This is a genomic window from Collinsella sp. LCP19S3_A6, assembly GCF_052122015.1.
Taxonomy (GTDB): Bacteria; Actinomycetota; Coriobacteriia; order Coriobacteriales; family Coriobacteriaceae; genus Collinsella.
Genome location: NZ_JBQKDD010000004.1, coordinates 1 through 13,447, shown reverse-complemented (window position 1 = coordinate 13,447; position 13,447 = coordinate 1). Strand labels below are relative to the sequence as shown.

The window sequence follows — 13,447 nt, the reverse complement described above, 5'->3', positions numbered from 1 at the left end:
TGCGTTTAAAGTTCGTTTGCGAGCGGCGGGCGCGGGGCCGAGCCATTCGCGGTGGCATAGATGCTGCTAGTGTAGCACGCTCTGGTGCATGGGGAGGATAGCGGGATGCGAGGCTGCCTGTCTGACTTGGCCTTAGCGCTTCTTCTTGCCCTTCTTCTGCTTGCACTGCTTGCCCTTGTTGTCCTGGGGCTTGTCTGCCTTGTCTCCCTGCTTGGCCTCGGCTGCAGCCTTCTCGGCCTTCATTTTCTTCTTCTTGGTCTCGATGCGGAGCTTTTTGTTGATGCGCGCCTTAAGGAAGGAGCCAAACTGCTCGGCGTCGCCGCGAACAAAGGTGTCCTTGGGGATCGTCACGCCCTGGTCTGCGAACATGGCAACAAAGATGCGCTCGCCGTCGAGTACGTGGTCGAGCTTCTCAAACGGGAAGAACTGCGACTTGCCGCTCTTGCCCCAAACCATCAAGCCGTCCTCGTTGGCGGCGACGCGGCGATAGCGGCCGCCCATGGACTTGTCGGCCTCGACGGCGTCGATAAAGTCGCGGGCGAGCGTGTGGTGCAGGTTTTTGCTCCACCAGGCCAAAAAGGCGCCGAACACGATCAGGACGACGCCAAACTTGATCCAGTTGCCGCCGGCCACCAACATGCCGATGCCGAGCAGCGCGGCAATTGCCGCGGCGACATACAGCGAGCCGCGACGCCTGGGCGAGGCGACCAAGCGGGCGAAGTCGGTGACGAGGTCGTTTTCGTACTGATACTCGTTGAGGTACAGGATGCCGTCGTCGGCTGCTGCCTGTTTCTCGAGCGCGACCTCGACCTGGTCGGCTGCTTCGGAGGGAACGAGGTTGCTCTCTGCGTCTGCCATGCTCTTTGGACTCCTATCGCGGCGGGCTCGCCGTACGGGTTATTATGAGTGCAGTATGCCGTGCGACCGCATGGCCGTCGCGGCAACAAAACTCAGTATACCCGGGGGAGCACCCATGGAATCGTTGTACCGAAAGTATCGCCCGCTCACCTTCGACTCCGTGGTGGGCCAGCAGCATATCGTCTCGACGCTCGAGCACGCCATCACCGAGGGACGCTTGTCCCACGCGTACCTGTTCTGCGGACCGCGCGGCACGGGCAAGACCACCATGGCGCGCATTCTGGCCAAGGCGCTGCTATGCCGCAATGCCGAGGCGGCGCGCGCCGAGGGCGCAAGCGGCTGCATGCCCGACGGCACTTGCGAAGAGTGCGAGCTCATCGCCGAGGGCAACCACCCCGATGTCTACGAGCTCGATGCCGCAAGCCGTACGGGCGTGGACAATGTGCGCGAGGAGATCATCAACTCCGTTAACTTTGCCCCGGTGCGCGGCAAGTACAAGATCTATATCATCGACGAGGTCCATATGCTCACGACGGCGGCGTTTAACGCGCTGCTCAAGACGCTCGAGGAGCCGCCGGCGCACGTGATCTTTGTGTTGTGCACCACCGATCCGCAAAAGATTCTGGAGACTATCCTCTCGCGCTGCCAGCGCTTCGATTTCCACCGCATCGGCAACGAGGATATCGAGCATCGTCTGTCCTACGTGTGCGAGCAGGAGGGCTTCGATTACGACGACGAGGCGCTGGCCATCGTGGCGCGCCATGCCAAGGGCGGCATGCGCGACGCGCTTTCCACGCTGGAGCAGCTGAGCGTTTTTGGCAACGGCGCCGTGCATGCGGACGATGCCCGCTCGCTTTTGGGCGAGGTTTCGGACCAGATCCTGGGCGAGTTTGCTCGCGCCATCGCCGAGCGTGATATTGCTGAACTCTATGGGCTCATTCGCGCACAGGTCGAGGAGGGCAATGACTTGCTTGAGCTGACGCGCGACCTGGTGGCGCACGTGCGCGACGTGTATGTGGCCTGCGTTGCCGGTACCCGTGGCGAGCTGTTTGAGGGCGGGGCCGAGCAGGCTGAGGCGCTTGCTGCCGAGGCCGCTGCCTTTGGCGGGCATCCGGCCGACCGTCTGGCCCGCGTGCTGACAGTGCTCGACGATGCCGCGTTGGAGATGAGGGGTGCGAGCGACGTGCGCCTGGTGCTCGAGATCGCCTGCACGCGCCTGGCACGTCCCGAGGCCGATCTGACCATTGAGGCCCTGGCCGAGCGCGTGGCACGCTTGGAGGCCATGGTCGCCAACGCCGCGGTGCCGGCGAGCGTGGCTGCTGCTGGTGCTGCGCCTGCGGCTGTCGCGGCTGCACCTGTGGCGACACAACAACCGACGCTGATCTCGGGTGCCCGAGCTGCTGCCCCTGTGGCATCCGCCGCTCCCACTGCTACGCCCGCGCGCCAGGGCGGCATGCCTTGGGATCGCGGCGCCGCCACTCCGGCGGCCCAGCCCGCTCCGGCCCCCAAGCCCGCTGCGCCTGCGCCTCAGCCTGCCCCGGCTCCGATGCCCCAGCCCACCGCCGCTTCGGCTCCCGTACCTGCCGCTGCGCCGGCGCCTAAGCCCCAGCCCAACACTGCCGCTCAGGTTGCTGCCGCCGGCGCCGCCGAGACCCCTGCGGTCGAGGATGCCGGCGAGCTCCAGCGCAAATGGGTCGAGGTCGTCGAGCGCGTCAAGGCCCAACAACCTTCTTATGCGGCTCTCCTGTTGAACGCTCGCGCTACGGCAGACGATGGTTCTAAGCTCACGGTCTCGTTCCCTACGGCATTTGCTATCAAGATGCTCGGGCGTGCTGATACACAGGCGGTGTTTTTGCCGACAGTCAGTGCGGTCTTCGGTCGTCGCACCGTCGACTATGTCCTGGATGGGGGTGTCAGGCCGGCTCCTCAACATGAGGAGCATTCTCCATCTGCACGGGCTGCGGCATCTGCGGACCCGCAACCCGTGTCCTCGGCGGCCCCTGTATCCTCGAGCGCCAGCGCGCCGCAGCAGCAAGCGGCACCGGTAGCGGCACCGATCCCGTCGGTGACTGAACCCGCCGTGTCCAAACCGGCTGCTCCGATCCCCGCGTCCAAGCCCGCTGCCGCGCCTGCACCCAAGTCATCCGACCTGGCCAAGGCCCCCTGGCTGCGCTCCGACAACCCTGCCGGTGCTCCTGCCACGGGCAAGCTCCCGACCGAGCCCGCGCCCCGAGCGCCCGAGTGCGCGTCTGCTCCCAAGATTCAGCCGTCTGCGCAGGCTGCGCCATGGGAATCCGAGCAGGTACCCTACGACGACGCCATGGTCGGCGGCTTCGCCGGCGATGCGAACGGAGAAGATCTTCCTCCGTTCGACGTGCCTGCCGCGGCGCCTGCGCCCAGCCCTGCCGCTTCGGCCGCAGCTCCCGCAGCTGCGACGTCCGCCCCTGCAAGTGACGACGCTCTCGCTGCCCCTTGGGAGTCCAATCCCGGTGCCGGCAGTCCCTTCGGCCACCAGGGCGCAGCCCCGGGCATCCCGCAGACCGAGGACGAGGCCAAAGCCCTCATCCGTAGTGTCTTTGGCCAGTCCACCATCTTCAAGCCGGTGGAGTAACTATGCGGGCGGGTATATACGCCGAGTTGTGAGACCTTGCATAATTCGACCTTGCATAGTCTTGGGCGGCGCGTCACGCTAGAGGACATGTACATCGACTGAGTTAGCGCGACCGCCTCGCTCGTTTGCCCCGCGCCGTGGTACGATTTTTGAGTTTGAAAGTCCCGCCGTGCCCGGCTGCCCTTGCAGCTTGTCGCGCGACCACACGTAAAGGAGCCATCATGGCCGGTATGAACATGCAGCAGATGATGAAGCAGGCCCGCAAGATGCAGGAGCAGCTTGCCGCCGCGCAGGAGAACCTCAAGTCCCAGACCGTCGACGCTTCTGCCGGCGGCGGCATGGTCAAGGTGACTGTCAACGGCGAGATGGAGCTCGTCAACCTTACCATCGACCCCGATGCGCTCGATCCCGAGGACGTCGATATGCTGCAGGACATGATTATGGCTGCCGTCAACGAGGCCGTCCGCGGCGTCAACGAGCTTGCCAACAAGCAGATGGGCGCCATCGCCGGCGGCCTCAACATCCCGGGCATGCCGTTCTAAGACGCGCACATATAATGAGTGCCAACCATAGTCTGCAAAAACTGCTCGATGAGCTGGGCCGTCTGCCGGGCATTGGCCCCAAATCGGCCCAGCGCATCGCCTACTACCTGCTCGAGGCCGACGCCGAGGAGGCGCGCCGCCTGGCCGAGGCCATTCTAGAGGTTAAGCAGGAAGTGCATTTTTGCAGCCGCTGCTTTAATTACGCCACCGCTGACGAGTGCTCCATCTGCCAAGACTCGATGCGCGACACCACCCGCATCTGCGTGGTGGGTGAGCCGCGCGATGTCCAGGCGATTGAGCGCACGGGCAGCTACCACGGCCTCTACCACGTGCTGGGCGGCGTGATCAGCCCCATGGACAAGATCGGCCCCGAGCAGCTGCACATCCGCGAGTTGCTGGCGCGCTTGGGCCACGAGGACATCCACGAGGTCATTATCGCCACCAACCCCAACATTGAGGGCGAGACCACGGCGAGCTACCTTGCCCGCACCATCAAGCCTCTGGGCGTCGAGGTGTCGCGTCTGGCGAGCGGCCTGCCCGTGGGAGGCGACCTGGAGTATGCTGACGAGCTTACGCTCGGCCGTGCTATCGAGGCCCGTCGTGCGATCTAGGCGGCGTCAGCTCCGCGGCATGTCCCGTCGGCCTGCCGCACGGGGCGCTCATAATTGGGCACGCGTTCATGCATTTGTTGTACAACAAACCTGCTTTTCATCCGCTTATCGCGTGGATGGGTCCACTCGCACCTCGTATTTGCCCATTCGTTGCACAACCTTTTGGGTTCGCTGATACACTCAAATGTGGATATGAAAGAATGCGCCGCTTTTAAGCGGCGTGTTTTTGTTGGAGGAGAACGCATGCGGCCCGCTAGCACTCAGACAAAGCATGGCGCCGCGGTGCGCATGCGACGCCGGCTGGGCCTGGCGCCTCGGGCGTACGTGCTGCTGTCTTGCTCGCTCGTGCTGGTCATAGCCGGTGTTTCGGCTTATGGCATGACGGTGCCGTCCATGGTACAGGCGCATGCTGAGCGCGAGCTGCATATTGGGCGCAAGGCCAAAAGCGACTTGGGAACGACAACCGGATATGCGTGGGCGAGCGTGGTCTCGCATGTTGTGTTCGGTGGCGACGATGCGGACAGTCCAGAAACATCGGACAACGAGGTTACGCTGGCAAACGGCAAGACCATCGTGCTCACCAACACCAAGGTCATTACGAAGCTTTCCAACAACAGTGTGGCTTCTGTCGTCAATAAGGCCGAGCAGCAGAAGGGGCAGGACGCCCAACAGACAGGCCAGCCCGGCGGTTCGGGTTCGTCTGGCTCCAGCTCCGATTCGTCGGGCGGCGGTTCCGGTTCGGGCTCCGCCTCTGGCGGTGGATCTTCGAGTGATGGCTCGACGGACGGCGGTGCCGGCGGCGACACGGGCTCGGGTGGTCTCTCGGCTGCCGAGGAGGAGAGTATTCACAGCTGGCTCGTGACCAAATACAACATGCTCGATGGCTATGTCGCCCGCGCCAACAGCGTGGTTTCGACCTATAACGCTACGGGCGATACCGGACCGTGCGATAGCCTGACCAACGATATGTTTGTCATCCGTGCCGAGTTTGGCCGGCAAACGTTTTCTCCCAAGTCAAAGTGGTATCAGCAATACGCCAACCTATGGGGTTGCTACACCAATCTGTGCCAATGGGTGGGGCATTATGGCGATGACGACGTCGCGCTCAACAACTTCAATACCAAAGTGGCGGCGATCGCCCTATGACGAATAGCCTTGCTTCTGTGGCAACCCAGTCGCTCAGCCGTGACCCTATGGTGGGCCTGCGCCTGGCGCGCGTTGGAGGGTTTGAGCCCGCCATTGCGCTGGGCCCGGACGAGCTTCCCGCCTACCTGCGCCGTTTTACGATGCTGTTTGCCGATGACGCCACCATGCGCCGCGGCGGTATCGGCCGTGTGACGCGTGCCGTCAACGCGCAGGGCGAGGCCGTGGCACTCAAGCAGCTCATCTTGCCAACGCGCGACGAATTTGATGACGATGTCGCCCACGAGGCGCTGGGCACCAAGTTCAAGGCGGCGTTTCGCGAGGAATATGAATGCCATCGCGCCCTTTCGGGCCTTAGAGGCTTTCCCCGCCTGTATGGATGGGGCGAGGTCGACGGCGTGCCCGCGATTGTCATGGAGTGGGTCGAGGGCGAGACGCTCGCTCGCCTGCGCTCGCGCCTTGCCGTGGACGATGCCGGGCGTCTGTCGCCGCTCCTGGCGGCGCGCCTGGGTCGCGACCTGTTCGATCTGCTCTGCCGCATGAGCTTGGTAGGCGAGGGGTTCGTCCATCGCGATATCTCGCCCGCTAATATTATGGTGCGCACGGCGCGCCTGCCGCTCGACCGACAGCTTGCCGAAGGCACCTTCGACCTGTGCTTGATCGACTTTGGCTCTTCGCTGGCGCTCGAGCCCGCCTCTGCGGTGGCCGGCACCGGCGGCAAGGCGTCGTTTACCGAGCGCTATGCCACGTTGCGCCGCGCGACGGTGGCCTACGCCCCGCCCGAGATGCTCACCGACGATATCCCCGACCTGCGCATGCTTCGCATGTCGCCGGCAATCGATGTCTATGCAGCGGCGAGTACGGTCTACGAGCTCATCGCCGGTGTCGCGCCGTACGAAGTGGCGCCGGGTGCGTCGGGTACTTCGGGCTCGCGCAAAAAGACGTGCGATATCGCCAGCCCTTATCGCCTCAAGATGGATACGCTGCCCGATTATCCCGTTGGCGCCCACGCGCCCGGCTGCGACTTGACGCAACTGCTGCGACGCGAGCCCGATGTGGCACTTGCCGCGGCCGAACAGGCTCAGCAGCTGGGACTCGATCCAAATTCCGAGGATCTGCGCGATGCGCTGGCGTTTGTCGATGCCCAGTTGTTCGACGTGGTCATGGCCTGCCTGTCCTGCCATCAGGAAGATCGTCCCGAGCCGGCTGCGGTGGAGGCGGCGCTCTCGGCATTTTGCGACCACTATGCGCAAAATGTCGCCCGCTCGCTTCGCGCCGAGCCGCTCTTGCCGTGCCCGATGGAGGTATCGGGGCACACAGCCCGGCGTGCGGCGATGGTTGGTGCGACGGCGGTATGCGGCGTGCTTTGGACTGTGATCGTGGTATCAGCTGCGCTGTTGGCGTCGGGCGCCCATGTGACGCTCGTCGTGGGACCGCTTATGTGGTCCGGGAAGCTGCCAGCCATTATCGCCGCACTGGCGTTGGCACCGCCGGGCATGGTGGGCATCGCTGCCGGCGCCATGGCACACGATCGTCGCACGGGGTTCCTGCATGGCGTACTGGTGCTTTCTGCCTGCGAGGTTCCGGTGCTGATCGCGGCCGCATGCACCGTGTTTTCCCAGCGCGCCGTAGCGAGCGGCTTCGTTGCCGCCTTAATTGCAACCTATGCGCTCACGTGGTTTTTGCTGGCGATGGGGTTTGCCTTTGAGCTTCCCGTCGTGTCAGCGCGACGTGCGAAAATTTCCATGGCGACGCCGCTTGCCGGCGGAGCCGCGGCTGCTCGCGCCTTTGGCGGGCCGGCCGAAGTATCCGACACTATCTCTGCGACCAAGGAGGGCTAAGCCATGGCTTCTCAAGCTGAGCTCACCCCGTGCGGGGCAATGTTTGACATCTTTAAGCGCGCAGCGCACCTGAGCCATATCGAACTGTGCGGCCTGGTGCTCTCGAGCCGCCCGCTCGTCGACGGCCGTAGTCCGCAGAGCCGTGCTGCCGATCGATCTTGGGTTTCGCGCTTTATCGTGCGCGCGCCGGTCGGCACGCTGCAGGAACGTTATTTTGCCGATTACGGCACCTCGGCCGCGCGCATTATGTCGCAGCTGGCCCTGCGCCGCCGCAATCCCATGGACGCCGCGGCCGTGACCAACATGGTGTGCGGCCCCGCTGGCGAGCCCATGGTGCGGGCACTCGAGGAATGCCATCAGGACACGAATCTCTATCGCAATGCGCTCGAGCGCCTGTCGCAGGCGGCTGAGCTCATGCCCGCCGAGCGCGCCGAAGCCATCCTGGTGCTGTTTGTCGCCGTGGGCTGCTCGGCAGATGTCCGCTCATCGGTGACCTATGCCCTCGACTACGCTCATGCGACCTGTGGCGGCGCCACGTCGACGCCGCGCTCGCTGAGCACCTCGACGGTCACGGGCGAGCACGAGGCGGCGCCTGCGCACCCGTTGGGACTGCTGCGCGTGCAAAACGGCTACGTGGTGAGCGCTCCGCGCTGGATTCAGCCGAGTGAGGAGGGCGTCGAGATCGGAGCGCTGGCGACGGGGGAGGGCGATATCACCGATGTGGGTGATGACGTTTCGGCTCGCCATGCCCACGTGTGGTGCGATGACCAAAATGTCTGGTACGTCGAGGACCTGTCGTCCACCAACGGAACTGTGGTGGTAAACGGCGCGACGAACGTCTGCACCCAGGTCGAGCCCGGCCGCTCCGCTCAGCTCAACCCCGGTGACGAGCTCAGGCTCGGAGAATCCACAACCTACGCCATCCTCCTCGGCGCCCTCTGACTCATCTTCTAAATAAGTTGCGGTGAAATAGGGACTGTTTAAGGCTACGGCCGGCAAAAACAGTTCCTATTTCACCGCAGCTGCCATTTGGTCCCTCGGTGACGGAAGGATATATTTTGCCCTTGATGGTCGCTCGGGGTAAACCTTTACCGCCCGCCTATATTTGTCGAAATTACACTTGACTGCGGGGTACAATAAACCCGCATGCGGATTTCCGTTGCGGGCGCTTCCCATCACCGGGGCGTGCCCGGGAGCATCTGGCATGCGGCCTTTGCGGCGCTCGATCATGTGCAAGACGGGTAGCTGGGCCTGTGGAGCGCGTGCAGCCCTCCTCGCCTCGGCATGCCTTCTCTCCATGCCATGTACCTGCTGCTGAGTCCGCCTGTCAGATGACTGGAAGCAACAGCGAAAATCCCATCACGCCAACATCCCGGTAATCGCCGGGGCCTGTATACCTATATGAGAGGAGAGGGGTATATGGCGCGTAAGTTTAAGTCTATGGACGGCAACGAGGCGGCCGCATATGTTTCGTATGCGTACACCGAGGTAGCGGGAATTTATCCCATTACGCCGTCCAGCCCGATGGCCGACCATGTCGACCAGTGGGCGGCCCAGGGTCGCAAGAACATCTTTGGCACCCCGGTCAAGGTCGTCGAGATGGAGTCCGAGGCGGGTGCAGCCGGTACCGTTCACGGTTCGCTGGGCGCCGGTGCTCTGACCACCACCTACACGGCTTCTCAGGGCCTGCTCCTGATGATCCCGAACATGTACAAGATCGCGGGCGAGCAGCTCCCGGGCGTCTTCCACGTCTCCGCGCGTTGCGTCGCTTCCCACGCCCTGAACATCTTTGGCGATCACTCCGACGTCATGGCCTGCCGCCAGACCGGTTTCGCCATGCTCGCCGAGGGCAACGTCCAGGAGGTCATGGACCTCTCGCCGGTGGCTCACCTTGCCGCCATCGAGGGTAAGACCCCGTTCCTCAACTTCTTCGACGGCTTCCGCACCAGCCACGAGATCCAGAAGGTCGCCATGTGGGACTACAAGGATCTTGCCGAGATGTGCGACATGGACGCCGTCCAGGCTTTCCGCGATCACGCGCTCAACCCTGAGCACCCGCACACCCGCGGCAGCCATGAGAACGGCGACATCTTCTTCCAGAACCGCGAGGCCTGCAACAAGGTCTACGACGAGCTCCCTGCCGTCGTCGAGGGCTACATGAAGAAGATCAACGAGAAGCTCGGCACCGATTACGGCCTGTTCAACTACTACGGCGCTCCCGATGCCGATCGCGTCGTCGTGTGCATGGGCTCCTTCTGCGACGTGCTCGAGGAAGTCATCGACTACCTCAACGCTCACGGTGAGAAGGTCGGCCTGGTCAAGGTTCGCCTGTTCCGTCCGTTCTCCATCAAGCACTTCGTGGACGTTCTCCCCGAGACCGTCCAGAAGATCGCCGTCATGGACCGCACCAAGGAGCCGGGTTCCATCGGCGAGCCGCTCTACCAGGACGTCGTCTCCGCTCTCTACGAGGCCGGCAAGACGGGTATCAAGGTCGTCGGCGGCCGTTACGGCCTGGGCAGCAAGGACACGCCTCCCGCGTCCGCGTTTGCCGTCTTCGAGGAGCTCAAGAAGGACGAGCCCAAGCGCGAGTTCACCATCGGCATTGTCGATGATGTGACCAACCTGAGCCTGCCCGAGGCCGAGGATGCGCCCAACACCGCAGCTCCCGGCACCATCGAGTGCAAGTTCTGGGGTCTGGGTGGCGACGGTACCGTCGGCGCCAACAAGAACTCGATTAAGATCATCGGCGACCACACCGACAAGTACGTTCAGGCCTACTTCCAGTACGACTCCAAGAAAACCGGCGGCGTTACCGTCTCGCACCTGCGCTTTGGTGATTCCCCGATCCGCTCGCCGTACTACGTGACCAAGGCCGACTTTGTCGCTTGCCACAACCCCAGCTACATCGTCAAGGGCTTCAAGATGGTCCGCGACGTCAAGCCGGGCGGCACCTTCCTGGTCAACTGCCAGTGGAGCGATGAGGAGTTCGCCGAGCACATGCCTGCCGTGGCCAAGCGCTACATCGCGAACAACAACGTCAACGTCTACCTGATCGACGCTATCGACCTGGCTGCCAAGGTCGGCATGGGCAAGCGCACCAACACGGTGCTCCAGTCCGCCTTCTTCGCGCTGGCCAAGGTCCTGCCCGCCGAGGACGCCCTGCAGTACATGAAGGACGCGGCTACCAAGTCCTACATGAAGAAGGGCCAGGCCATCGTCGACGCCAACCACAAGGCCATCGATGCCGGCGCTACCGCCTTCCGTAAGTTCGAGGTTCCGGCCGACTGGGCTACCGCCGAGGACGCCGCTCCTGTCGAGCTTTCCGAGGAGACCAAGTCCGCTATCGCCCAGCAGGTCAAGAACCTGCTCGAGCCCATCGATCGCATGGATGGCGACAGCCTGCCCGTTTCTGCCTTTGTCGATTGCGCCGACGGCCAGTTTGAGCTGGGCGCCTCCGCATACGAGAAGCGCGGCGTCGCCGTGGTCGTTCCTCACTGGGACGAGACCAAGTGCATCCAGTGCAACCAGTGCGCCTATGTGTGCCCGCATGCCACCATCCGTCCGTTCGCGATGACCGAGGACGAGGCTGCCGCTGCGCCCGAGGCTACCCGTACGCTCGACGCCATGGGTCCCAAGGCCAAGGGCATGAAGTTCACCATGGCTGTGTCCCCGCTCGACTGCATGGGCTGCACCAACTGCGTCAAGGTCTGCCCCAAGGGCGCCCTCGAGATGGTTCCCGCCGAGCAGGAGATGGATCAGCAGCCCGTTTGGGACTACATGGTCAAGAACGTCTCCGAGAAGAAGGAGCTCATCGCGGCCAACGTCAAGGGCAGCCAGTTTAAGCAGCCCTACCTGGAGTTCTCTGGCTCCTGCGCCGGCTGCGCCGAGACCGCTTATGCACGTCTGGTGACCCAGGTCGCCGGCGACCGCATGTTCATCTCCAACGCCACCGGCTGCTCCTCCATTTGGGGCAACCCCGCTGCCACCGCTCCTTACTGCAAGGACAAGGACGGTCACGGCCCGGCGTGGAACAACTCCCTGTTCGAGGACAATGCTGAGCACGGTCTGGGCATGGCCGTCGGTTACGAGGCCGTCCAGAATAAGCTGATCGCCGCCACCCAGGAGCTCATCGCCGCAGACGGTCCGTCTGACGAGCTCAAGGCCGCCGGTCAGGCTTGGATCGACTCCGTCAACGACGCCGAGGCCTCCAAGACTGCTGCCGCCGCCTACGTTGCCGAGCTCGAGAAGTGCGGCTGCGACGCTTCCAAGGCGATCCTCGCCGACAAGGCTTACCTCACCAAGAAGTCCTTCTGGATCTTCGGTGGCGACGGTTGGGCCTACGACATCGGCTTCGGTGGTCTGGACCACGTCCTGGCTTCTGGCCACAACGTCAATGTCTTCGTCTTCGACACCGAGGTCTACTCCAACACCGGCGGTCAGGCCTCCAAGGCCTCGAACCTGGGCCAGGTTGCTCAGTTCGCCGCTGCCGGCAAGGTGACCAAGAAGAAGTCTCTGGCCGAGATCGCTATGAGCTATGGTTACGTCTACGTGGCGCAGGTCGCCATGGGCGCCAACCCGGCTCAGACTCTCAAGGCCATCCACGAGGCCGAGGCCTACGACGGCCCGTCCCTCATCATCGGCTACAGCCCCTGCGAGATGCACTCCATCAAGAAGGGCGGCATGCAGAACTGCCAGGCCGAGATGAAGAAGGCTGTCGAGTGCGGTTACTGGAACCTCTTCCGCTTCAACCCCGAGGCTGCTGCCGGCAAGAAGTTCTCGCTCGATTCCAAGGAGCCCGCGGGTGGCTATCAGGAGTTCCTGATGAACGAGGCCCGTTACGCTTCGCTGACGCGTTCCTTCCCCGAGCGCGCCGAGGAGCTCTTCAAGGAGAACGAGCAGGCCGCTATGGACCGCTACGCTCACCTGCTGAAGCTCAAGACGGTGTACAACGAGGCCTAGGTCTCCCACCGCAGGATCTGAGGGCTAACCTTCGCGGACGTCCTCGGACATGAAAGAACCCCCGCTGCGCACGCTGAACTGCCTCCCATTTCTTGGACACGAGAAATGGGAGGCTTTTTATGCGTGTCGACTTGAGGGTGAAGCACGACATCGAGGCCAGGAAGGCGGCGATCGGGCTCTTCGAGCGAGGGCACGGCTTCGAGTCGGCGGCGAAGGCGCTGTCGGTCCCGCGCGACACCGTGAGACAATGGCTCCGCGTATACCGGTCGTTCGGAAGCGAGGTACTGCTATCCATGGACGGCAAGCAGGCCAGGTACACATACGAGCAGAAGGTCGCCGCCGCCTCCGCCGTCGTCGACGGCGGCATGACGAAGATCGAGGCGATGGTGGCGTTCGGCATAATGTCGATGTCGCCGCTCAAGAAGTGGTGCGCGCTATACCGCCGGGGCGGAGCGGAGGCCCTGCGCCCGAGGCCCAAGGGCCGGCCGAGCGGTTCCAAGGCGAGGCCGCGCACCCGCGAGCAGGAGCTCGAGGAGCGCTGCCGAAGGCTCGAGACCGAGGTGGCCTACCTAAAATAATTGCGTGCCCTGGTCGAGGGGGACGGGCTCTGACCAGGGCGAAGGTCGAGGCCGTGAGCGCCCTGCGCGCGGAGGGGTGCAAGCTGGGGAGCCTGCTGGAATGCGCCGGCATGGCCCGGTCTGTTAGCGCTAATCTAAAATTGACCACTTTCGCAAACGCATCTCGCCGAATGCGCTAACGCGCTTTCGCCGGCCCCGCTAACGCACTTTCACCAACTGCGCTAACGGAACTATGCTCCGATCGGGTATCCGACCCGGGAGGAGCGGGATATGGAGCGAAACGTAATGGGAGAGCTGAACGTCT

The 13,447-nt window shown here is 63.6% G+C and carries 9 protein-coding genes; 8 read left to right on the top strand and 1 reads right to left on the bottom strand.

The genetic code is table 11. The features are described 5' to 3' along the window. Nucleotides 1–132: 132 nt before the first annotated feature. Nucleotides 133–858, bottom strand: coding sequence for a hypothetical protein (locus tag ACTQVX_RS03490; RefSeq protein ID WP_427719328.1), 726 nt, complete (start codon nucleotides 856–858; stop codon nucleotides 133–135). A 115-nt stretch (nucleotides 859–973) separates the two neighbouring features. Between ACTQVX_RS03490 and dnaX the strand changes: the two genes are divergently transcribed. From dnaX to ACTQVX_RS03450, 8 genes are all read left to right on the top strand, one after another. Further along, complete coding sequence (gene dnaX / locus ACTQVX_RS03485) at nucleotides 974–3,469, top strand: DNA polymerase III subunit gamma/tau (protein WP_441560216.1); 2,496 nt, start codon at nucleotides 974–976, stop codon at nucleotides 3,467–3,469. Nucleotides 3,470–3,690: 221 nt separating this feature from the next. Then, on the top strand, nucleotides 3,691–4,011 hold the full coding sequence (locus ACTQVX_RS03480) for a YbaB/EbfC family nucleoid-associated protein (protein WP_427719331.1): 321 nt from the start codon (nucleotides 3,691–3,693) through the stop codon (nucleotides 4,009–4,011). A 14-nt stretch (nucleotides 4,012–4,025) separates the two neighbouring features. Next, nucleotides 4,026–4,622 carry a recombination mediator RecR gene (recR, locus tag ACTQVX_RS03475; RefSeq protein ID WP_099432550.1) on the top strand — a complete coding sequence of 199 codons (597 nt, stop codon included), beginning with the start codon at nucleotides 4,026–4,028 and terminating at the stop codon, nucleotides 4,620–4,622. Between the two features lie 243 nt (nucleotides 4,623–4,865). Beyond that, nucleotides 4,866–5,768 carry a hypothetical protein gene (locus ACTQVX_RS03470; RefSeq protein WP_441560214.1) on the top strand — a complete coding sequence of 301 codons (903 nt, stop codon included), beginning with the start codon at nucleotides 4,866–4,868 and terminating at the stop codon, nucleotides 5,766–5,768. Beyond that, nucleotides 5,765–7,606, top strand: coding sequence for a serine/threonine protein kinase (locus tag ACTQVX_RS03465; RefSeq protein WP_441560212.1), 1,842 nt, complete (start codon nucleotides 5,765–5,767; stop codon nucleotides 7,604–7,606). The genes ACTQVX_RS03470 and ACTQVX_RS03465 overlap by 4 nt, the downstream gene beginning before the upstream one ends. 3 nt (nucleotides 7,607–7,609) lie before the next feature. Beyond that, nucleotides 7,610–8,548 carry an FHA domain-containing protein gene (locus ACTQVX_RS03460; protein WP_441057700.1) on the top strand — a complete coding sequence of 313 codons (939 nt, stop codon included), beginning with the start codon at nucleotides 7,610–7,612 and terminating at the stop codon, nucleotides 8,546–8,548. Between the two features lie 477 nt (nucleotides 8,549–9,025). Further along, a complete protein-coding gene (gene nifJ, locus ACTQVX_RS03455) occupies nucleotides 9,026–12,565 on the top strand; it encodes a pyruvate:ferredoxin (flavodoxin) oxidoreductase (RefSeq protein WP_441560211.1) in 3,540 nt (1,179 codons plus the stop codon). Nucleotides 12,566–12,684: 119 nt separating this feature from the next. Next, nucleotides 12,685–13,143, top strand: coding sequence for a helix-turn-helix domain-containing protein (locus ACTQVX_RS03450; RefSeq protein WP_441560209.1), 459 nt, complete (start codon nucleotides 12,685–12,687; stop codon nucleotides 13,141–13,143). The last annotated feature ends 304 nt before the right edge of the window (nucleotides 13,144–13,447 follow it).

Bases quoted from the DNA above. Each gene is read 5' to 3' on its own strand.
- ACTQVX_RS03490 (WP_427719328.1), bottom strand. From the start codon at position 858: ATGGCAGACGCAGAGAGCAACCTCGTTCCCTCCGAAGCAGCCGACCAG.
- dnaX (WP_441560216.1), top strand. From the start codon at position 974: ATGGAATCGTTGTACCGAAAGTATCGCCCGCTCACCTTCGACTCCGTG.
- ACTQVX_RS03480 (WP_427719331.1), top strand. From the start codon at position 3,691: ATGGCCGGTATGAACATGCAGCAGATGATGAAGCAGGCCCGCAAGATG.
- recR (WP_099432550.1), top strand. From the start codon at position 4,026: ATGAGTGCCAACCATAGTCTGCAAAAACTGCTCGATGAGCTGGGCCGT.
- ACTQVX_RS03470 (WP_441560214.1), top strand. From the start codon at position 4,866: ATGCGGCCCGCTAGCACTCAGACAAAGCATGGCGCCGCGGTGCGCATG.
- ACTQVX_RS03465 (WP_441560212.1), top strand. From the start codon at position 5,765: ATGACGAATAGCCTTGCTTCTGTGGCAACCCAGTCGCTCAGCCGTGAC.
- ACTQVX_RS03460 (WP_441057700.1), top strand. From the start codon at position 7,610: ATGGCTTCTCAAGCTGAGCTCACCCCGTGCGGGGCAATGTTTGACATC.
- nifJ (WP_441560211.1), top strand. From the start codon at position 9,026: ATGGCGCGTAAGTTTAAGTCTATGGACGGCAACGAGGCGGCCGCATAT.
- ACTQVX_RS03450 (WP_441560209.1), top strand. From the start codon at position 12,685: ATGCGTGTCGACTTGAGGGTGAAGCACGACATCGAGGCCAGGAAGGCG.